Raw genomic sequence first — 20,791 nt, 5'->3', positions numbered from 1 at the left:
ACGACGGTGCCCGGCCCCGGTGCCTCCGGGGCCGGGCACGGACCGATCAGACCGGCTTCACCGAGTCCACGCCCGAGCGCGCCTTCTTCCACTCGCCGCGCGTGAAGTCGGGGATCTCCTGCGGCGCGCCGTTCGCCTTCACCGAGGCGTGGCTCAGCGGCACCGGAGCCGTCCAGGTGGCGGCGTCGTACACGTCGAAGTCCGGCGGAAGACCCAGCTGGAGGCACTGCGTCAGGCGGTGGACCATGATGTAGTCCATGCCGCCGTGACCGCCCGGCGGGTTGGCGTGCTCCTTCCACAGCCAGTGGTCGAACTCGGCCGCGTACGCCGAGAAGTCGCCCCACTGGTCGTCCTTGTGGTCCGGCTCCAGATAGATCCGGGCCGGGTAGTCCTCGAAGACCCCCCGCGTACCGCCCAGGCTGTTGATCCTGCTGTACGGGTGCGGGGTGGAGACGTCGTGCTCCAGACGGATCAGCCGCCCCTTGGCCGTCCTGACCACGCTGACCGTCCGGTCGCTCTCGACGTACGTCTCCTTCCAGCTCGGGTCGCCGGGCGGCACGTGCGCCGCGCGGTACTCGGCGAGGCCGAGCGCCGGGGTGCCGAAGCTGCTGATGCTCACCGCCCGGTCGCCCCGGTTGACGTCCATGTAGTTGGCGACCGGCCCGAAGCCGTGGTTCGGGTAGAGGTCCCCGCGCAGCCGCGTGTGCCACAGCCGGCGCCAGGGCCCCTCGTAGTACGTCGGCGAGAACAGCAGTTCGCGCAGGTCGTGGTTGTACGCCCCCGCGCCGTGCAGCAGCTCCCCGAACTTCCCGGCGTGCGCCATCCGCAGCACCCGCATCTCGTTCCGCCCGTAGCAGCAGTTCTCCAGCTGCATGCAGTGGCGGCGGGTCTGCTCCGACAGGTCGACCAGCTCCCACAGCTCGGCGAGCTCCATCGCGACCGGACACTCCACGCCGACGTGCTTGCCGTTCAGCATCGCCGATCTGGCGATCGCGAAGTGGCTGTCCCAGGGGGTCGCCACGTGCACGAAGTCGATGTCCGTGCGGGTGAGGAGGTTCTCGTAGTCGTCCTCGCCGTGGGTGTACAGGGCGGGGGCGGGCTGTCCGGCGGCGACGACGGCCGCGGCGGCCCGTTCGGCCTTCTCGCGCACCGGGTCGCAGACGGCGACCACCCGGACCCAGGGGAGGGCGAGGTAGAGGTTGATCATGCTGCCGCCGCGGTTGCCGAGCCCGACGAGGGCGATCCGGACGGTGGAGCGGCGCTCGAACGGGACCCCGGCCATGGTGGCGCCCCGGCGCCGGGGCACGGCCGCGGCCTCCGGCCGGGCGGCGGGGACGGCTCCGGTGGCGGCCCGGGCGGTCTGCCCGCCCGCGGCGGTGATGCCGAGCCCGGCTCCGGCCGCTCCCGCGGTGGTCCTGAGGACCGTGCGACGGCTCGGGGGGCGCGATGTCTGGTCGTCCATGGGACCTCCCTGGTGGCGGGTGGTTGGACTGTACTGTTCCGGTTCCTCCGTCGAGCGGCACCGGCCGCGGATGATCACCCGAACATACGAAGGACCCCTCACCGTACGGGGTGAGGGGTCCTGTCCGCCCGGGGCGGCGGGCGGATTGACGGATAGTCAGGGTCGAGTGGCGCGTTCCAGTGCGAGGAGCACCGATCCGTAGCTCCGGCCCGTCGCCCGGTCCATCCCGATCTCGCACATCCGGTTGGCCGAGAGGTGCGCGTCGAACGGCCTGGCCGTGACCTCGGCCGCCTCGCGGGCCGTCGCCGAGGCCGTCAGCTCCGGATGCAGCATGCCCCGGTCCCCGGCGAAGGCGCAGCAACCCGCGTCGGCCGGGACGACGACCTCCTCCGCGCAGGCCCCGGCGAGCTCGGTGAGCCTCTCCTCGTCGCCCAGGTGCCGCATCGAGCACGTCGGATGGACCACGGCCGAGGCGACGCGACGCCGCACCTCCAGCCGGGGGAGCAGTTCGTCCGCCGCCCACACGAGCGAGTCGAGGACGGTCAGTTCGGCGTGCAGCGCCCGGTTGTCCTCCGTCAGGTACGGCACCACCTCGTCCGCGATCCCGAGGGCGCACGAGGAGGCGTCCACCACGAGCGGCAGCCGTCCGCCGGCCGTCCACCCCCAGGCGGCCTCGACGATCCGGTTCGCCATCACCTCATTGCCCCGCTCGTACCCCTTGGAGTGCCAGATCGTCGCGCAGCACGTGCCGGCCACGTCGTCCGGGATCCACACCGGCCGTCCGGCCCGCGCCGAGACCGCGACGACGGCCTCCGGGAGCGAGGGCCCGGGATCGCCCTCCGGACCGCCGAAGACGCGGTTCACACAGGCCGGGTAGTAGACGGCGACCGCGGCCGGCCGGTGGGTGCGGGGCAGCCGCCTCGCCGCCGGGCCCGGGATCTCCGGCAGCCACTCCGGTACGAGGTCGGGGCGGACGGCCCTGCGGGCGAGGCCCGTCAGCGACCCCAGAATCCGGTCGCCGATCCGGTCCGCGGCGGCGACCGCGAGCCGCGCGGAGGCCTCCACCGCGCGGAAGTTCCGCGCGGCCAGGGCTGCGATCCGCTCCTCGCCCGGCGAGTGCCGCTCGTGCCGGAACTCCTTCATGAGCGCCCCCGTGTCGATCCCGACCGGGCAGGCCAGCCCGCAGGTGGAGTCGCCGGCGCAGGTGTCGACGGCGTCGTAGCCGTACGACTCCAGGAGCCGGGCCTCGACGGGGGAGCCGTCGGACTGGCGCATCATCTCCCGGCGCAGCACGATCCGCTGGCGCGGAGTGGTCGTCAGGTCCTGGCTGGGGCACGTCGGTTCGCAGAAGCCGCACTCGATGCAGGGATCGGCGGTCCGTTCCACGGTGGGGATCGTCTTCAGGCCGCGCAGATGGGCCTGCGGGTCGCGGTCCAGGACGATCCGCGGGGCGAGCACCCCGGCGGGGTCGAGGGCCTCCTTGACCCGCCACATCAGCTCGGTCGCCCGCGTTCCCCACTCCAGCTCCAGGAAGGGCGCGATGTTGCGGCCGGTGGCGTGCTCCGCCTTCAGCGAGCCGTCGAAGCGCTCCACGGTCAGCTTGCAGAACTCGTCCATGAAGGCCGCGTACCGCTGGACGTCGGCGGGGTCGCCCGCGTCGAAGGCGAGCAGGAAGTGGAGGTTGCCGTGGGCCGCGTGGCCGGCCACGGCCGCGTCGAAGCCGTGCCGGGCCTGGAGGCCGAGCAGCGCCTCGCAGGCCTCCGCCAGCCGCTCCGGCGGCACCGCGAAGTCCTCGGTGATCAGGGTCGTGCCGGAGGGGCGGGAGCCGCCGACCGCCGTCACGAAGGCCCTGCGGGCCTTCCAGTAGCCGGAGATCCGTTTCGGGTCCCGGGTGAAGGCGTTCTCCACGGAGGCCACCGGGGCGACCAGGTCGAGGCCTGCGAGCACGGACAGGGCCGCCCGTTCGTACGCCTCCAGGGCCGCCGCGTCCGGGGCCCGGAACTCGACCAGGAGGGCCGCCGCCTCCTTGGGCAGCTCCGCCCAGTCGGCGGGCACGCCCGCCACCCTCACCGAGGCCCGCAGCGTGTTGCCGTCCATCAGTTCGACGGCGAGCGCCCCGGCCTCGTTGAACAGGGGCACGGCCGCGGCGGCCGCCGGCAGCGAGGGGAAGAGGAGCAGGGCCGTGGACACCTCCCGGTTCAGCGGCAGGGTGTCGAAGACGACCTCGGAGATGAAGCCGAGGGTGCCCTCGGATCCGACCATCAGGCCGCGCAGGATCCGCACCGGGGTGTCGCCGTCGAGGAAGGCGTCGAGACGGTAGCCGTTGGTGTTCTTGATGGCGTGCTTGGCGCGGATCCGCGCGGTCAGCGCGGGGTCCGCCTCGATCTCCGCCTTCAGCGCCATCAGCTCCGCGCACAGCCTCGGCTCGGCGCGCGCGAGCTGCTCGTCGGCGTCCGGGTCCGCCGTGTCGACCACGGTCCCGCTCGGCAGCACCACGGTCAGGGACGCGACGGTCCGGTACGAGTTCCGGGCGGTGCCGGCCGTCATCCCCGAGGCGTTGTTGGCGACGACGCCGCCGATCGTGCAGGCGACCGCGCTGGCCGGATCGGGCCCCAGGACCCGCCCGTACGGGGCGAGCGCGGCGTTCGCCCGCACCACCGTGGTGCCGGGCCGGATCCGCGCCCGGGCCCCGTCGTCCAGGACCTCGACGCCGGCCCAGTGGCGGCGCACGTCGACGAGGACGTCCTCGCCCTGCGCCTGTCCGTTGAGGCTGGTCCCGGCGGCCCGGAAGACCACCTCGCGGCCCTTGCCGTGGGCGTACGACAGGACGGCGGAGACGTCGTCGACGTCCTCGGCGACCACGACGACCTGCGGGACGAAGCGGTACGGGCTCGCGTCCGAGGCGTAGCGCACCAGGTCGGAGATCCTCGACAGGACCTTCCCCGGTCCGAGGAGCTCCGTGAGCTCCTCGCGCAGTCGCCGCGGAGTGCCCCGCGCCAGGAGCTCCGGCACGCGGTCCGGGGCGGGGGTCCGCTTCGTGCCGGGACGCAGGGCCTGCGGGTTCGGCTCAAGCAGCGGCATGTCACGGCTCCCCTTCGGCGCGGCCCCGCGCCCGACGGATCAGCAGCCGCGCTCGGGGCCGGAGTCGACCAGGGCGGACAGCAGACCCTCGAGCACCTCGCGCTGTTCGACGGTCAATGGAGCAAGGATGTCCTCTGCGGCGGCCCGGCGCGCGCTGCGCAACTCGCGCAGCGTGGCGCGTCCCGCGTCGGTGAGCTCGATCCGCACCACCCGGCGGTTGCTCGGGTCGGGCACCCGGCGCACCCGGTCGCACGCCTCCAGGCCGTCGACGAGACTGGTCACGGCCCTCGGGACGACCTCCAGGCGGGCCGCGAGGTCCGCCATCCGGGGCGGCTCCCCGAAGTGTGCGACCGTGCGCAGGAGCCGGGACTGCGCGGGGGTGATGCCCACCGGCTCCAGATGGTGCTTCTGGATGCGGTGCAGGCGCCGGGTGAGCCGCAGCAGCTGCTCGGCGAGGAGCCCGTCGGCGTCGGTCCCGCCCGCACGGTCGGGGGTGCTCGGGCGCTCGGAGGTGCTCGGACGGCCGGGGGTGCTCATGGGGGAACAATATCAGGACCACCTTCATTGTGAGTATAGGTAACAGTGAGCTATGCTCCGATGGATCACCCCTCTTCGAAGGAGCCCATGCGCCCCCACGACCAGTCCGACTGGACGCCCCCGCCCCGCGACTCCGGACAGCCCAGGGAGCCCGCCCAGGTGCGGCGGATCCTGCGGCTCTTCCGCCCCTACCGCGCGCGCCTCGCGCTCGTCGGCCTCCTGGTCGGCGCCGCCTCGCTCGTGTCGGTCGCCTCGCCGTTCCTCCTCCGGGAGATCCTGGACACCGCGATCCCCCAGGGCCGCACCGGGCTGCTCAGCCTGCTCGCCCTCGGCATGATCGCCACCGCCGTCCTGACCAGCGTCTTCGGCGTGCTCCAGACCCTCATCTCGACCACCGTCGGCCAGCGCGTCATGCACGACCTGCGCACCGGGGTCTACGAGCAGCTCCAGCGGATGCCGCTCGCCTTCTTCACGCGCACGCGCACCGGCGAGGTCCAGTCCCGCATCGCCAACGACATCGGCGGCATGCAGGCGACCGTGACCTCCACGGCCACCTCCCTCGTCTCCAACCTCACCGCCGTCGTCGCGACCGTCGTCGCCATGCTCGCCCTCGACTGGCGCCTCACCCTCGTCTCGCTGCTCCTGCTGCCGGTCTTCGTCTGGATCAGCCGGCGCGTCGGCCGCGAGCGCAAGAAGATCACCACCCAGCGCCAGAAGCAGATGGCCGCCATGGCCGCGACCGTCACGGAGTCCCTCTCGGTCAGCGGCATCCTGCTCGGCCGCACCATGGGCCGCGCCGACTCGCTCACCCGGTCCTTCGCCGAGGAGTCCGAGCGCCTCGTCGACCTCGAAGTGCGCTCCTCCATGGCGGGGCGGTGGCGGATGTCCACCATCGGCATCGTCATGGCCGCCATGCCCGCCCTGATCTACTGGGCCGCCGGCATCGCCCTCGGTTCGGGCGGCTCGGAGATCTCGCTCGGCACGCTCGTCGCCTTCGTCTCGCTCCAGCAGGGCCTCTTCCGGCCCGCCGTCAGCCTGCTCTCCACCGGCGTGCAGGTGCAGACCTCCCTCGCGCTCTTCCAGCGCATCTTCGAGTACCTCGACCTGCCCGTCGACATCACCGAGCCCGACGAGCCGGTCCGGCTCCCGGAGATCCGGGGCGAGGTCTCCTTCGAGAAGGTCGAGTTCCGCTACGACCCCGAGGGGCAGGACCGCCCGACCCTGGCCGGCATCGACCTGACCGTCCCCGCCGGCGGCAGCCTCGCCGTCGTCGGCCCCACCGGCTCCGGCAAGTCCACCCTCAGCTACCTGGTGCCCCGGCTGTACGACGTCACCGGCGGCCGCGTCACCCTCGACGGGGTCGACGTGCGGGACCTGGACTTCGACACCCTCGCCCGCGCCGTCGGCGTCGTCTCCCAGGAGACGTACCTCTTCCACGCCTCCGTCGCCGACAACCTCCGCTTCGCCAAGCCGGACGCCACCGACGAGGAGATGGAGGCGGCCGCGCGCGCCGCCCAGATCCACGAGCACATCGCCTCGCTCCCCGAGGGGTACGACACCCTCGTCGGCGAGCGCGGCTACCGCTTCTCGGGCGGCGAGAAGCAGCGCCTCGCCCTCGCGCGCACCATCCTGCGCGATCCGCCGGTGCTGATCCTCGACGAGGCGACCAGCGCCCTCGACACCCGGACCGAGCACGCCGTGCAGAGCGCCATCGACGCCCTGTCGGCCGGGCGCACCACCATCACCATCGCCCACCGGCTCTCCACCGTCCGCGACGCCGACCAGATCGTCGTCCTGGAGGCGGGCGGGATCGTCGAGCGCGGGACGCACGAGGAACTGCTCGCCCGGGACGGGCGGTACGCGGCCCTGGTCCGCCGGGACGCCCGCACCGAACGGGCGAACGTGGGAGCGGTTGTTCCCCAGAACGTGTGATCGCCCCGGGATTCGTTGCCCAACTCCCTTACGGCATCGGAAGATTACGGAGTGCGAGCGACGGGCTGCAGACCGCGACCGCACACGTCCCACTGATGTACCTGTATGAGGAGAAGCACCACCATGAACGTCATCACCAACCTGCTCGCCGGCGTCCTCCACTTCCTGGGCTGGCTCGTCTGACGATCGCAGTGCCCGGCGCCGCCGGCCCCCCGTCCCAGGGGGCCGGCGGCGCCGCCGCGTGCGGGGCCGGATGCCGCGCGGTTCAGGCGGTCGGCGCGGCGACCCGGTCGCGGGCGAGGAGACGGCGGATGTCGGAGACGGCCGCGCGGCCGGCCCGGTTGGCGCCGATCGTCGAGGCCGAGGGGCCGTAGCCGACGAGGTGGACGCGTTCGTCGCGGACCGCGCGCGTGCCCTCCACCTGGATGCCGCCGCCCGGCTCGCGCAGCCGCAGCGGCGCCAGATGGTCGATCGCCGCCCGGAAACCGGTCGCCCACAGGATGACGTCCACGTCGACGGTCCGGCCGTCGTCCCAGGCCACCCCGGTCGGGGTGATCCGGTCGAACATCGGCAGCCGGTCCAGGATCCCGCGCGCGCGTGCGTCGCGGATCGCGTCGTTGAGCGGAAGCCCGGTGACCGAGACGACGCTCTGCGGCGGCAGCCCGCGCCGCACCCGGTCCTCGACCAGCGCGACGGCCGCGCGGCCCTCCGCCTCGCCGAAGGGACCCTCGCGGTAGACGGGCTCGCGCCGGGTCACCCAGAACGTCTCCGCCGCGACCTCGGCGACCTCCATGAGGTGCTGGGTGCCGGAAGCCCCGCCGCCCACGACGAGCACCCGCTTCCCGGCGAACTCCCCGGGGCCCGGATAGCCGGAGGTGTGCAGCTGACGGCCCCGGAAGGTCTCCTGACCGGGGTAGCGCGGCCAGAACGGACGGTCCCAGGTGCCCGTCGCGTTGATCAGGGCCCGGGGCGCGTACACGCCCTCCGAGGTCTCGACCCGGAGCCGGCCGTCCTCGCCCTCCCGGACGGCCGCGACGTCGACGGGCCGGTGCACCCGCAGGCCGAACGTCCGCTCGTACGCGTCGAAGTACGCGCCGATCACCTCCGAGGAGGGACGCGAGGGATCGGCCCCGGTCAGCTCCATGCCGGGCAGCGCGTGCATCCCGTGCACCTTGCCGTAGGTGAGCGAGGGCCACCGGAACTGCCAGGCACCGCCCGGGGCGGGGGCGTGGTCCAGGACGACGAAGTCCCGGTCCGGCTCCAGGCCGGCACGGCGCAGGTGGAAGGCGGCGGAGAGCCCCGCCTGCCCGGCGCCGACGACGACGACGTCCACCGTCCTGACCTCTTCGCGCCCGAAATCGTTCACGCTTCCACCAACCGGGGCGGGGGCGAGGTTCTTCCCGCCCCCGCCCCGGGGCCGTCTACCGCCCGCCGGGCACGAGCAGCGGCGCACCGCCCGGGGCCGAGGCCGGCCGTCCGTTCGCCGCCGGGACGCCGGGCAACGGGGAAGCGGGCGCCGACGGCAGCAGCCCGCGCGCCGCCAGCTCGGGCGTCACGCCCTCGCCGAACCAGTACGCCTCCTCCAGGTGCGGATAGCCGGACAGCACGAAGTGCTCCACCCCCAGGGCGTGGTACTCCTCGATCCGGTCCGCCACATCGGCGTGGCTGCCGACCAGCGCGGTCCCCGCCCCGCCCCGCACCAGACCGACGCCCGCCCACAGGTTCGGCGAGACCTCCAGCCGGTCGCGGTCGAGCGAGCCGCCGCCGTGCAGCGCCAGCATCCGCTGCTGCCCGACCGACTCGCTCCGGCCGAGCAGGTCCTGCGCCGCCGCCACGGTCTCCGCGTCGAGGTCCGAGAGCAGCCGGTCGGCCGTCGCCCACGCCTCGCGCGCCGAGTCCCGCGAGATCGTGTGCAGCCGGATCCCGAACCGGACCTCCCGGCCGCGCTCCTCCGCCAGCCGCCGGATCCAGTCGATCTTCTCCTTCACCTGCCACGGAGGCTCGCCCCACGTCAGGTAGACGTCCGCGTGCTCCGCGGCGACCGGACCGGCCGCCGCGGACGAACCGCCGAAGAAGATCTCGGGCAGCGGGTCCGGCGGCAGCGCGGTGAGCCCGCCCTCGATCCGGAAGTGCTCGCCGTCGAAGTCGAACGGCCGCCCGCCCCACACGCCCCGCACCACCGAGAGGAACTCGGCCGTGCGCGCGTACCGCCGGTCGTGGTCGAGGTGGTCGCCGAAGCGGCGCTGCTCGGCCGAGTCGCCGCCCGTCACGACGTTGAGCAGCAGCCGGCCCCGGGTGATCCGCTGGTACGTGGCCGCCATCTGGGCCGCCAGCACCGGCGAGATCACCCCCGGCCGGAACGCCACCAGGAACTTCAGCCGCTCGGTGTGCTGGGCCAGCGCCACCGTCGTCAGCCAGGCGTCCTCGCACCACGTGCCGGTCGGGGTCAGCACGGCCTCGAAGCCGAGCCGTTCCGCCGCCTTGGCGATCTGGACCAGATAGTCGATGTCGGGCGCGCGCACCCCGGTCACGGTCCGGTCCCGGGTGATCCCGCCGTCCGTGTAGGCGTGCCGGTCGACGAGGGTCCGGCCGTCGCCGCCGGTCGGCAGGAACCAGTGCAGGTGGACGGTCATCAGGAGGCCTTTCCGAAGCTGCGCACCGGGGTGGTGGACGGCGGCAGGTCCTTGTTGAAGCGGGTGTCGACGTAGTCGGCGAAGCGGAACGTGCGGGGGATCAGCCTGAGCGCGGTGAAGGTGTCGGCGATGCGCTGTTCGGAGGCGACCGCCGCGTCGTCGAGGGCGACGGGGATCCGCGTCCCGTTGCTGCGCCTCACGGCGGCCAGCGCCACCTCGTACGGCAGCCCGGTCTCCTTCGACCAGACCTTCGCCCACTCCTCGGGGTGGTCGAAGACCCAGTCCTGGGCGCGGCGCAGCCGCTCGACGAAGTCGCCGATCGCCTCCGCCTTCTCCTCGTCGGCCAGCGCCGAGGGGGCGGCGACCTGGAAGCCGAGGCCGTTGACGAGGCCCCGTCCGTCGGTCAGCACCCGGCCCTTGCCGCTCAGCAGGACCTGGGAGGTGTACGGGTCCCAGACCGCCCAGGCGTCGACCTTGCCGCCGTTGAACGCGGCCAGGGCGTCGGCCGGCTGCAACAGGCTGACCCGCACGTCGTCCAGGCCGAGCCCGGCCCGCCGGAGCGAGGCGATCAGCTGGAAGTGGGCGGAGCTCCCCTGCGCGACGGCGATCCGCTTCCCCTTCAGGTCCCGGGCGGTGCGCAGCGGCGAGTCCTTCGGGACGAGGATCGCCTCGCCCGCCGAGTCGCCGTGCGTGGCGGCGACCACGGTGATCTTCGAGCCGGCGCCGGCCGCGAAGACGGGCGGGGTGTTGCCGACGGAGCCGAAGTCGACGGCTCTGGCGTTCACCGCTTCGAGCAGCGGTGGACCGGAGGTGAACGTCGACCACTTCACCTGGTACGGGAGGTCGTCGAGTTCACCGGCGGCGCGCAGCAGGGCCTCGGAGCCGCCCTTCTGGTCGCCGACGTGGAGGACCAGGGAGCCCTTGCCGTCGGAGTTCGGGACGTCACCGGCCGCGGAGGCGCCGGAGCAGGCGGAGGCGAGCAGGGAGAGCGGCACGAGCAGTGCCGCGGCGGACCGGCGGAAGGACTTCACGATCGTCTCCTCGGGAACAGCGGATCGGTGGATCGGTGGATCGGTGGGGCGGTGGGGTGGTGGATCAATGGATCGGTGGGGCGGCGGATCGGTGGGCGGCGGATCGGTGGATCAGTGGGTCGGCGGGGCGGGGCGGGGGTGAGGGGCGGGGGGAACGGCGGGTCGGTCACGCCGTCGTGCTTGCGGCGAACTCGCCTTCGGTGACGCCGAGTTCGGCGAGCAGTCGGGTGCGGAGCGCGGTGAGCGCGGGATCGCCGGGGGAGCGGGGGCGGTCGAGGTCGACGGCGGTGTCGTACGCGATCACGCCGTCCCGCATCACCAGCGCGCGGTCCGCGAGCAGCAGCGCCTCGTCGACGTCGTGCGTGACGAGCAGGACCGTGCAGCCGCGCCGCTGCCACAGCTCGGCCACGAGCCGCTGGGCCTTGATCCGGGTCAGCGCGTCGAGCGCGCCGAACGGCTCGTCGAGCAGCAGCAGATCCGGATCGCGCACCAACGCCCGTGCGAGCGAGGCGCGTTGGGCCTCACCGCCCGACAGGGTCTTCGGCCACGCCCCCGAACGGTGGGCGAGCCCCACCTCCGCGAGCGCCTTCTCCGCCACCGCCCGGTCCGGCGCGCCCGGCAGGCCGAGCAGTACGTTCCGCCAGACCTTCTTCCAGGGCATCAGGCGCGGCGCCTGGAAGGCGACCGCGCGGCGGCGCGGCACGAGGACCGTGCCGGAGACCTCCCGGTCGAGGCCCGCGAGGACCCGCAGGAGGGTCGACTTGCCGCAGCCGCTGTGCCCGAGCAGCGCGGTGAACTGCCCCGCGCGCAGGGTCAGATCGAGCCCGTCGACGACGGGACGCCCGTCGAAGGAGCGGGTGAGGCCCCGGACGGTCACTGCCCCGTGAAGGTCGGTCGCCATTGCAGCAGCAGCCTTTCGAGAGTACGGACGAGGGCGTCGGCGAGCAGGCCGAGGAAGGCGTAGACGACCAGGCAGACGACGATCACGTCCGTGCGGAAGAACTCCCGCGCCTGGTTCATCAGGAAGCCGATCCCGGCGTCGGCGTTGATGGACTCGCCGAAGACCAGCGCGAGCCACGCCGTGGCCAGGGAGTAGCGCAGTCCGGTCATCGCCCCGGGCAGCGCGCCCGGCAGGACGACGTGCCGGACCAGTCCCCACCGCCCGAGCCCCAGGGACTCGCCCGCTTCGACGAGTTGCGCGTCGACGCCCCGGATCCCGGCGTACACGTTCAGGTAGAGGTGGAAGGCGACGCCGAGGGCGATCAGCGCCACCTTGGGCGCCTCCCCGATGCCCAGCCAGATGATGAACAGCGGGATGAGCCCGACCCACGGCACCGTGCGCAGCATCTGCACGGGAGCGTCGACCAGGTCCTCCCCGAGCCGCGAGAGCCCGGACACCAGGGCGAGCGAGACCCCCACCACCCCGCCGAGCAGCAGTCCCACGGCGACCCGGCGCAGCGAGACGCCCATCGCGGTCGGCAGCGTCCCGTCGCCGATCAGTTCGCCGGCGGCCCGGGCGATGGTCCCCGGCGAGGCCAGGACGTCCGCCGGCAGCACCCCCGCCGCACTGCACGACTGCCAGAGGGCGAGCAGCAGCACCGGGCCCGCGGTCCGGCGGAGCCAGCGCGGAACGGACGGGCCGCGGCCCGGCCTCCGGGCGGGAACCAGGGCTTCGACGTCCGGCAAAGGCGATATGTCGGGCGGAGAAGCGGGAGGGGCGTGGTCGACCGTCATGACGGACTCCGGGGGAGAGGGAGGGGGAGGTACGCCTCAGCGGCCGTGGGCGCGGAGCGGACACGCGCGCACGGCGATCAGGGCGTCAGGGATGTGGTGAGGGTGAGAGGGCGTCAGCGGCCGCGGCGACACGCGGCGGAGGCCACCCGCAGCAGGTCGATGTGACCGCGCGTGGTGAGCAGGGCTGTACGCAACATGGCGCGAACGTAGCGGCCGGCACGCGCGCGGTCAACGGTGTCTCGGACCCTGGACGCGCGGTCCCCGGAGCGCCCTGCCCGCCGGACCGGCGTGCTTCCGTGGCCGACACGTGATCGGTGGACCCCGGACTCCGACGGGGGCGCGCCGGCGACACGTTCACGAGGGGGCAGGACGTGACCTGCCGGCGTGCGGCGATGCCCGCACTGATCGGTGGGCTGCTGCTCACCGCACTCCCGTGGTGGGCGGGAGCCGGCGCCGAGGCGTTGCACCTGCCCGGCGACGGGGCGCTCGGCCCGGAGACGGCCACCGCGCTCCGGCTCTCCCCGCGGGGCGCACCGGGCGCCGCGGCCTGAGGCCGTGTCCAGGAGGTCATCTCGTTCGGCGGGCTCGGTGGGCCGCGGGCCATCGTCGTGGTCTTGAGGAGGCGGAGCAGAGGTGCGCCGAGACTTTCAGCCGGGATCGTCATCGGCGGCCGAAGGCCGTGTCGCCTGATCGGACGGCGGCACGGCCTTCGGTCGCGGGTCGGTGACGGTCAGCGTCGGAAGGACTTCAGGAAGAGGGAGTCCCCGCTGTCCTGGTGGTTGTTGTTGACGCCCAGTCCCGAGGTGAAGCCACCGTTCTCGTAGCCGGCCCAGTCCTGGATGGGGTTGGTGTCGATGGGCGGCAAGCTGCCGGTTCCGTAGTCGAGGTGTTTGAAGGAGCGCGGGGAGTCCTCGGCGGAGCCGAACTGGTAGGCGCGGCCGCGGGTGGAGTAAGGCTGGTAGAGCGCGTAGGGGCCGTTCTTGGTGGTCTGTTTGGTCAGGCTGTTGTTGAAGAAGACGTTCTGGGGGCCGCTGGAACCGGACCACTTGACGGCCTTGTTGCCGGCGCTCCAGTAGATCGGCCACCAGGTGCCCTTGTCGCCGACGCCTCCTTCTCCGCCGCAGTTGGCGCTGCAGTTGCTGGAGGAGTGGTTGTGGGGGACGTGGACGATGTTGTTGTCGAAGAGGTTGCGGCGTTCCCAGCCTCCGTGCAGGTTGAGGTCGGAGTCGAAGTCGTTGGCGAAGGCGACGTTGCCGGAGGAGGACCACTGGAAGGTGAAGTGGCGGAGGTTACGGGTGGTGTTGAAGGCGTAGAGGGAGTCCCAGACGCGTGAGCCGCGTAGGTAGCCGTTACCGCCCTTGCCCTTGTTCCAGGAGCCGTCGAAGTGGTTGTTCTCGATCTGGAGGTTCTTGGCGACCTCGGTGACGACGGGGTGGGAGCCGGTCATCTCGCCCCTGATTCCGCGGACCCAGCTGTTGGCGGCCCATTTGAAGACGATGCCGTGCATGGCGGCGTCGGGGGCGAGGTTGCCGTAATTGTGGGTGGCGCAGTTGGGGGTCAGGTCGACGCACTGGGCGGTCAGGCCGTCCATCTGCTGGGTGAAGGTGAAGTCCTCGAACCCGACGTCCGTGATCATCTTGAGCGGGGTGACCTTGCTGGGATAGGCGGGACCCCCTGGGGTTATGGGCGCGGACCCGTCGGAGACGGAGTTCACGGGGACGTCGAACTCCAGCGGCTTGTCGACGGTGACGGTGCGTCGGGTGCTGTCGACGGAGGAGATGGTGAAGACCTGCTGGCGCATGTGCAGGTCCTCCAGGCTGCCCAGTTGCCCGGCGGTGTCGATCTGCTGGCTCTGGTAGAACTTCATGCTGTTGGCCGCCCCGACCCACAGGTAGCCGCCCGGCCTGAAGACGGACATGTCGGCGGCGCCGTTCAGCTGGATGGTGCTGTCGCCCTCCCGTGCGGCGTATCCGGGGGTGGAAGTGTTCTCGGCGAGGGTGACACCCGATTCCCAGTGCTGGTTGACCGATCCTTCGAACAGGTCCCGGCGGTTCTCCGGGATCGCGGAGATGTTGCCGCACATGCGCTGGTGCTTGGCCGACACCTCGCGCGTCTGCACGCGGAACAGGCCGCGTCCGGGCCAGATCCAGCCGCCGGTGCCGGTGATGGAGCCGATCGTGCCCTGGCACACGTAGCGCATCGCGTCCTGGTCCCAGCGGCTGCCCTGGTAGAGGGTGTCGTACTTGGTCGCGCTGTCCGGCCGGAACACGATCTTGGTGCCGCTGTCGGCTTTCGTGCCCTGGCCGCGGACAACGAGGTAGGAGGCGTCGACGGCCAGTTGCTTGCTGACTTCCAGGGTGCCCTTGGGCAGTTCGATCGAGGAGAGCTTGGTGGGCGAGGCGTTGGGGGTGCAGGCGGTGCGGATGTCGTCGATGGCCTTTTGGATGCCGGCGGTGTCGTCCTGGCCGTCGTCGGCCCTCACGCCGTAGTGGTCGGCCAGGACCTGGGGAGTGATCTTGCAGCGCGGGTCGGCGGAGCGCTCCGCGGGGCCGGGCAGCCGTTGCCCGCCCCGGTAGCCGGCCTTGCTCCAGTCCGGCAGGTCACCACCCAGACCGGTGCGGCGGTTGCCCTTGGCCAGGACCTGGCTGGTGTCGTCCAGGCTGCCGGGGGAGGAGCCCGCACTGCCGGTGCAGCGTGAGGTGACCGGTCCGGTGTCGGGGTCGGCGAGGATCTTGGTGAGGCAGGCGGAGAGGGCCTGCTGGCCGAAGTGGTTGGGGTGGATCGCCTCCTGCTGGTGGCCTTGGGCCGTCCACGGGATGTCCGTGTCGATCAGGTAGGGGACCCAGCGGATCCATTCGGCCTGTGCGGCGTCCAGGGGTGCGGTCGAGGTGTTGGCCGAGGTGGCCTGCTGGGCGGAAGCGGAGCACAGCTCATGGCCGGCGAAGGCGTCCTGGAGGTCCAGGAACGAGACTTTCGCCCGTGTGGCGGCCCGGCTCAGCATCGCGGTGATGTTCGCCATCACGTGGTCGCGGGCCCAGTCGCTGTCCTTGTCGAGGAACGGGCAGCCGCCTTTGGTGTAACGCCCGTACTTCTCGAACGGGTTGGAGGAGTTCTCCGGGTAGCGGTACTCGGAGCTCTTGGGCAGCGGGTTCGGGTAGGACTGGAGCACGATGCGGTAGCTGTCGTCGGACTGCCCGAAGTCGCGCAGGACGTCACGGATCGCGGTCAGGCTCTTGACCACGTCCTCCTCGACCCCGCCCAACGCCGCATCGAAGTCGGCCTGCTTGACGGCCCGGCAGCCGTTGTTGTTCACGGACGGGGCGAGGTAGGCCTTGACGCACTCCTTCACGATGTCGGAGAACTGGAGGTCGTTGCCGCCGATCGACAGCACCACGGTGGAGACGTCACGTGTGGCGGCGAGGTCGCGCAGCTGCTCGATCTGCGGGCGCTCCCCCTTGAACGCGGTGGTCAGGACGCTGGCCGTGGTCGCTCCGGAACAGGCCAGGTTGACCCGGTCGACCGTTTCCGCGCCGGGCACGGCCACACCGTTGATCTCGGCGGAGTCCGACCGGTCGCACGCCGCGTCGGGCTTGGCGGCGTAGGAGGTGTCGCCGTACACCCGCGTGAGGTCGTGGGTGCAGCTGCTCTCGCCGGCGTTGCAGCCCACGGCGGAGCGGTCGGTGCCCCACACCGAGCCGTCGGCGGAGGCGTCCGCGTTGCCGGCCCACCGGCCGGCCTCGCCGGAGACGTAGCTGTCACCCATCGACACCACCGTCGGTACCGCTGTGCAGGGATCGGGCTCCGGGCCGGGGAAGGGTGTCTGCCCGTCGGACGGGACGGAAACGTTCAGCGCCGAGGCCACCGTCACGCTGCCGGCCGAGGACGCTGGGCAACCCTTGAACGGCCTCGTCTTCCACTTCCAGGTGGGAGCCGTACCCTGAGACACCGCGCGAAGTCCCGAACCGACTTCCTGATGCTCCGGGGCGATCGTGAATCCCTCGGGGTTGACCAACTGCCCGGAATCACCGTCGAAACGCCAGAGCTGGCTCTCCTTCTGGCCCATCTGACAGTTCTCGTGAACGATCTTTCCGGTGCCGTCGGGAGCGATGGTGAGACATTTCAGGGATCTCGCGAGCAGGAGCAGCGAGTATTTCTTCCCGCTGATGTCGACCGCCCCGAACGGTGACAGGACCTGGCTCCCGTTCTTCGTGTGGATGTCCTGCAGGACGAACGGGGCGTCCTCGCCGATGCTGTCGTCCTCCAGCCGGGCCTGGTCGACGCCGATCGTCCAGGAGGCGGAGTCCTCCGAGGTCCCACCCGTCAGCCAGTACGGGACTTCCGGATCGGCTCCGGCCTGAAGGCCGCCGAAGAACACCGGATAGTGGTCGCTGTCGTGAGTGGTGTCGGCCCGACCGACGATGTTCCAGTCGCTGAACAGCTGTGAGGTGACCATGTAGTCGTACCGCCCGCCGGTCCAGAAGGTGCGGACACCGGGGGCGGTGGAGTGCGTCAGGCTGTTCGCGGGGAGATCGGCCATGGTTCCCGGCTCGCGGTTGTAATCGCCCAGGACCGCCCATCGCCCCGCACTCAGGGCTCCCGACCGCCCTGCGACCGCGTTGACGAACTCGCTCCCGTTGGCTCCGCCGGGGGAGATCGCGTGAATGGAGCCGAAGGTCATGGCATCGGCGCCGGCGCCGTCGACGATGACGAGCCCCGGGCGCGTATTGACGAATTGCGTCTCGACGATCTCCACGCTTTCCGGACGACGGTGCGTCATGAATCCGAGACGGTACATCTGCGGCCGGAGGCTGTCCTCGACATAGGTGAGGTAGATGTCCGGACGGTAGCCCAGCCGGGAGGTCAGCCTCTTCCTCTGGATCCGGTAGCTGGTGCCGGGGACCAGAATTTCTCCGTCGTTCACCACGTTTGCGGCGGAGATCGGGGACATCGGCATTTCCTGCAACGCCACGACGTCGTACCTGAGGGCGTAGTTGTAGGCGTTCTGCCAGGCCCTCGGCGTATGGGCCATGTTCCAGGTCATCACCCGCTGCTCTCCGGGAACAACCGCATGCGCGGGCTGGGCCAGGCCCACCAGGAAGCCGCCCATCAAGGCTGTGACGAGACCCAGTGACAGGAGCCGCCATAGGGTCAGAAACGAAACGACGGGAGGTCTTTGACGGCTCATTCGAATGTCATCCTAGGTTTTCGAATTGTCTGGTCCCCCGATCTGGTCCCGCCTTTTCTGCCTGCCCTGCCTGAACACGTCGGCGCTCCGGTGGTGCCTTGATCGCGGGAGCCGCAGCCTAGGGGGAGCCGCTTGCGTTCTGGTTGCGTTCGACTAACGCGCCCGTCGCGCAGGCCCCCGGTGAGGATTTCAACGGGGGCTGTCACCGGTTGAGGGGTCCGAACTGGGCCGAGAGGGCGTGTGCCGAGATCGGTTCGAGCCGTATGTCCTCATGAGTTCCTCGCCGGGTCGGTATGGTTTCGTCGTTCACGTACTTGGCGAGGTTGTCGGCGGACGGCAACTGCTGCCACGTGCAGCCCGACGTGGCCACGAACACGATCGCGGCCGGCACCTCCCGGCCGCCGTGCCGACGCCGGCCGCCACCCCGGGGCCGCGACGGAGCCTCCGGCACCACCGGTGGGAACGGTTCCCACCCCTCGTCCGGCACCAGCCGTCCAACGATCCCGGCCATGGCCCGCGGCCTACCGGGCCCGCCCAATGGGATGACCTCTAAGCTGCCGTACGGCACAGGCCCCGACCCAGGAGCGCACCTCATGAACGACCGCGACCCGCAGCGCCCGTACCCCGACGCGTTCCGGGCGGACGGGGCGCCCGCACCGCACGCGCTGCTCGCCCCGGTGGCGGGGTTGCTCGGGACCTGGGTCGGGCGGGGGCGGGGCGGTTATCCGACGCTCGCCGACGAGTTCGCGTACGAGCAGGAGGTCACCTTCAGCCATGACGGCCGCCCCTTCCTGCACTACGAGGCGCGGGCCTGGCTGATCGACGAGGACGGCACCCCGCTGCGGCCGTCCGCGCGGGAGAGCGGCTGGTGGCGGCTGCAGCCCGAGGGGCGGGTCGAGGCGCTGGTCACCCAGCCCACCGGCATCGCGGAGATCGCCGTCGGCCGCGCGGACGGCACCGTTGTCGACCTCGCCACCGAGCAGGTCGCCTCGGCCCCCACCGCCAAGCGGGTCGACGCCACCCGCCGCCGCTACACCCTCACCGACGAGGACACCCTCGACTTCGTCCACGACCTCGCCGCCGTCGGCCGGCCGCTCCAGCACCACCTCGCGGTACGGCTCCACCGCGAGAAGCGGCGCTGACGGGAGGACCCGGCGGCCGGACCTGCACAATACGGGGGTGAGCGATGACGACCCGTACCTGTGGCTGGAAGACATCTCCGGCGAGGCCGCCCTCGCGTGGGTGGCCGAGCGGAACGCCGAGACGGCGGACGTGCTGGCCGCCGACGACGGGTTCGCCCCGCTGAAGGCGCGCCTGAGGGAGGTGCTCGACGCCTCGGACCGCATCCCGTACACCGTGCGGCGCGGCGCCCACCTCTACAACTTCTGGCGCGACGCCGAGCACGTCCGCGGGGTGTGGCGGCGCACGACCCTGGAGCAGTACCGCAAGGACGAACCCGCGTGGGAGGTCCTCCTCGACGTCGACGCGCTCGCCGCCGCGGAGGGCGAGAAGTGGGTGTGGGACGGGGCCCGGGTGCGCCGCCCCGCGTACGACCGGGCCCTGGTGCGGCTCTCCCGGGACGGCGGCGACGCCGTCGTGGTCCGCGAATTCGACCTGGAGAAGCGGGAGTTCGTCGCGGACGGCTTCGCGGTGCCGGAGGCGAAGACGCGCATCGGGTGGATCGACGCCGACACCGTCTTCGTCGGCACGGACACCGGACCGGGCTCCCTCACCGAATCCGGCTACCCGCGCACCGTCCGGCGGTGGCGGCGCGGCACGCCGGTCGAGGAGTCCGAACTCGTCTACGAGGCCGAGGACGCCGACGTGTCGGCCTGGGGCTACCGCGACCCCACGCCCGGCTTCGAGCGGGACTTCGTCGGCCGCTCGCTGGACTTCTTCCGCAGCGAGACGTACCTCCTGGAGCCCGACGGCACGACCGTGCGCCTCGACGTCCCCGACGACGCGCTCGTCGAGGCCCACCGCGGGCACCTGCTCGTCACCCTGAAGTCCGACTGGCTCGGGCAGCCCACCGGCTCCCTCCTCGCCTTCGGCTTCGACGCCTTCCTCGCGGGCGACCGCACCCCCGAGGTGCTGTTCACCCCGGACGCGCGGACGGCCCTCGCCGGGCACTCCTGGACCCGGCACCACCTGATCCTGGAGACGATGCGGGACGTCAGCGCCCACATCGAGGTCCTCACCCCGGGCCGCGACGGCACCGGCTGGACGCGCACCCCGCTCGTCGGCGTCCCGCCGCTGTCCGCCGTCGGCGTCGTGGACACGGACCCGGACGTCTCCGACGAGTACTTCCTCGACGTGTCCGGCTTCCTCCAGCCCTCCAGCCTCCACCGCGGGCACGTCGGCGGCGACACGGAGGTCCTCAAGCGGGCCCCGGACCGCTTCGACACCGCCGGCCTCACGGTGGAGCAGCACTTCGCGACCTCCCCCGACGGCACCCGCGTGCCCTACTTCGTCATCGGCCCCGACCACGCCGTCACCGGCCCCGGCCCCACCCTGCTTTACGGCTACGGCGGCTTCGAGGTCTCCCTCACCCCCTTCTACGGCGCCGTCACGGGCCGGGCGTGGCTGGAGGACGGCGGCACCTACGTCATCGCGAACATCCGGGGCGGCGGCGAGTACGGCCCGGACTGGCACCAGGCCGCGCTCGGCGCGCACCGGCCGCGGGCCTTCGAGGACTTCGCGGCCGTCGCCGAGGACCTCGTCGCGCGGGGCGTCACCACCCCGGACCGGCTCGCCGCGTCGGGCGGCAGCAACGGCGGCCTGCTCATGGGCGCCATGCTCACCCGGTACCCGGAGCTCTTCGGCGCGATCGTCGCCCAGGTCCCGCTGCTCGACATGACCCGCTTCCACAAGCTCCTCGCGGGCGCCTCCTGGATCGCCGAGTACGGCGACCCCGACGACCCGGCCGACCTGGCCCACCTGCGGGAGATCTCCCCGTACCACCGGCTCGCCGCCGACCGGACCTACCCGCCGGTGCTCCTGATGACCTCCACCCGCGACGACCGCGTCCACCCCGGCCACGCGCGCAAGACCGCGGCACGGCTACGGGAACTCGGCCACCCCGTGCTGTTCCACGAGAACACCGGCGGCGGCCACGCGGGCGCCGGGGACAACGAACAGGCCGCCCACAACAGCGCCCTCGTGCACACCTTCCTCCGGCGGCACCTGACCTGATCCC

14 protein-coding genes are annotated in these 20,791 nt (G+C 72.1%); 4 read left to right on the top strand and 10 right to left on the bottom strand.

The annotated features are described in order from the left end of the window. Window positions 1–46 precede the first annotated feature (46 nt). The 3 genes from IE180_RS21990 to IE180_RS21980 all read right to left on the bottom strand — a co-directional run bounded on the left by IE180_RS21990 (window position 47) and on the right by IE180_RS21980 (window position 5,080). Window positions 47–1,462, bottom strand: a complete 1,416-nt coding sequence (locus IE180_RS21990; protein WP_190158634.1) for a Gfo/Idh/MocA family protein — start codon at window positions 1,460–1,462, stop codon at window positions 47–49. 156 nt (window positions 1,463–1,618) lie between these two features. Continuing rightward, complete coding sequence (locus IE180_RS21985; RefSeq protein WP_190158633.1) at window positions 1,619–4,543, bottom strand: FAD-binding and (Fe-S)-binding domain-containing protein; 2,925 nt, start codon at window positions 4,541–4,543, stop codon at window positions 1,619–1,621. A gap of 39 nt (window positions 4,544–4,582) precedes the next feature. After that, a complete protein-coding gene (locus IE180_RS21980) occupies window positions 4,583–5,080 on the bottom strand; it encodes a MarR family winged helix-turn-helix transcriptional regulator (RefSeq protein ID WP_190158632.1) in 498 nt (165 codons plus the stop codon). A gap of 87 nt (window positions 5,081–5,167) precedes the next feature. Between IE180_RS21980 and IE180_RS21975 the strand changes: the two genes are divergently transcribed. Then, on the top strand, window positions 5,168–7,012 hold the full coding sequence (locus IE180_RS21975) for an ABC transporter ATP-binding protein (protein WP_190158631.1): 1,845 nt from the start codon (window positions 5,168–5,170) through the stop codon (window positions 7,010–7,012). A 265-nt stretch (window positions 7,013–7,277) separates the two neighbouring features. On the opposite strand, the gene IE180_RS21970 is transcribed toward IE180_RS21975, so the two are convergent. From IE180_RS21970 to IE180_RS21950, 5 genes are all read right to left on the bottom strand, one after another. Then, window positions 7,278–8,378 carry an NAD(P)-binding domain-containing protein gene (locus tag IE180_RS21970; protein ID WP_229860740.1) on the bottom strand — a complete coding sequence of 367 codons (1,101 nt, stop codon included), beginning with the start codon at window positions 8,376–8,378 and terminating at the stop codon, window positions 7,278–7,280. A 55-nt stretch (window positions 8,379–8,433) separates the two neighbouring features. After that, entirely contained in the window at window positions 8,434–9,645 is a 1,212-nt protein-coding gene (locus IE180_RS21965; RefSeq protein WP_190158630.1) for an LLM class flavin-dependent oxidoreductase, read from the bottom strand. Then, complete coding sequence (locus IE180_RS21960; RefSeq protein WP_190158629.1) at window positions 9,645–10,676, bottom strand: ABC transporter substrate-binding protein; 1,032 nt, start codon at window positions 10,674–10,676, stop codon at window positions 9,645–9,647. Before IE180_RS21960 ends, IE180_RS21965 begins: the two co-directional genes overlap by 1 nt. A 166-nt stretch (window positions 10,677–10,842) precedes the next feature. After that, window positions 10,843–11,577 carry an ABC transporter ATP-binding protein gene (locus IE180_RS21955; protein WP_190158628.1) on the bottom strand — a complete coding sequence of 245 codons (735 nt, stop codon included), beginning with the start codon at window positions 11,575–11,577 and terminating at the stop codon, window positions 10,843–10,845. Beyond that, the gene (locus IE180_RS21950; protein ID WP_190158627.1) at window positions 11,550–12,410 is read right to left on the bottom strand and encodes an ABC transporter permease; all 861 of its coding nucleotides are present in this window, start codon (window positions 12,408–12,410) and stop codon (window positions 11,550–11,552) included. The genes IE180_RS21955 and IE180_RS21950 overlap by 28 nt, the downstream gene beginning before the upstream one ends. A gap of 371 nt (window positions 12,411–12,781) precedes the next feature. Here IE180_RS21950 and IE180_RS21945 point away from each other — a divergent pair, with 371 nt between their 5' ends. Beyond that, window positions 12,782–12,961 (top strand): hypothetical protein, encoded by a 180-nt coding sequence (locus IE180_RS21945; protein WP_190158780.1) that lies wholly within the window; start codon window positions 12,782–12,784, stop codon window positions 12,959–12,961. Window positions 12,962–13,140: 179 nt separating this feature from the next. On the opposite strand, the gene IE180_RS21940 is transcribed toward IE180_RS21945, so the two are convergent. Further along, window positions 13,141–17,451, bottom strand: coding sequence for a GDSL-type esterase/lipase family protein (locus IE180_RS21940; RefSeq protein WP_190158626.1), 4,311 nt, complete (start codon window positions 17,449–17,451; stop codon window positions 13,141–13,143). Between the two features lie 346 nt (window positions 17,452–17,797). After that, on the bottom strand, window positions 17,798–18,106 hold the full coding sequence (locus IE180_RS37565; protein WP_373302808.1) for a transposase: 309 nt from the start codon (window positions 18,104–18,106) through the stop codon (window positions 17,798–17,800). An 82-nt stretch (window positions 18,107–18,188) separates the two neighbouring features. Between IE180_RS37565 and IE180_RS21930 the strand changes: the two genes are divergently transcribed. Beyond that, the gene (locus IE180_RS21930) at window positions 18,189–18,737 is read left to right on the top strand and encodes a heme-binding beta-barrel domain-containing protein (protein ID WP_190158625.1); all 549 of its coding nucleotides are present in this window, start codon (window positions 18,189–18,191) and stop codon (window positions 18,735–18,737) included. Between the two features lie 37 nt (window positions 18,738–18,774). Next, window positions 18,775–20,787, top strand: a complete 2,013-nt coding sequence (locus IE180_RS21925) for a prolyl oligopeptidase family serine peptidase (RefSeq protein ID WP_229860738.1) — start codon at window positions 18,775–18,777, stop codon at window positions 20,785–20,787. The last annotated feature ends 4 nt before the right edge of the window (window positions 20,788–20,791 follow it).

The organism is Streptomyces litmocidini, assembly GCF_014649755.1.
GTDB classification, from domain to species: Bacteria; Actinomycetota; Actinomycetes; order Streptomycetales; family Streptomycetaceae; genus Streptomyces; species Streptomyces litmocidini.
This window is presented reverse-complemented; position numbering and strand designations above follow the sequence as displayed.

Bases quoted from the DNA above. Each gene is read 5' to 3' on its own strand.
- IE180_RS37565 (WP_373302808.1), bottom strand. From the start codon at position 18,106: ATGGCCGGGATCGTTGGACGGCTGGTGCCGGACGAGGGGTGGGAACCG.
- IE180_RS21985 (WP_190158633.1), bottom strand. From the start codon at position 4,543: ATGCCGCTGCTTGAGCCGAACCCGCAGGCCCTGCGTCCCGGCACGAAG.
- IE180_RS21955 (WP_190158628.1), bottom strand. From the start codon at position 11,577: ATGGCGACCGACCTTCACGGGGCAGTGACCGTCCGGGGCCTCACCCGC.
- IE180_RS21965 (WP_190158630.1), bottom strand. From the start codon at position 9,645: ATGACCGTCCACCTGCACTGGTTCCTGCCGACCGGCGGCGACGGCCGG.
- IE180_RS21940 (WP_190158626.1), bottom strand. From the start codon at position 17,451: ATGACCTGGAACATGGCCCATACGCCGAGGGCCTGGCAGAACGCCTAC.
- IE180_RS21980 (WP_190158632.1), bottom strand. From the start codon at position 5,080: ATGAGCACCCCCGGCCGTCCGAGCACCTCCGAGCGCCCGAGCACCCCC.
- IE180_RS21930 (WP_190158625.1), top strand. From the start codon at position 18,189: ATGAACGACCGCGACCCGCAGCGCCCGTACCCCGACGCGTTCCGGGCG.
- IE180_RS21950 (WP_190158627.1), bottom strand. From the start codon at position 12,410: ATGACGGTCGACCACGCCCCTCCCGCTTCTCCGCCCGACATATCGCCT.
- IE180_RS21990 (WP_190158634.1), bottom strand. From the start codon at position 1,462: ATGGACGACCAGACATCGCGCCCCCCGAGCCGTCGCACGGTCCTCAGG.
- IE180_RS21975 (WP_190158631.1), top strand. From the start codon at position 5,168: ATGCGCCCCCACGACCAGTCCGACTGGACGCCCCCGCCCCGCGACTCC.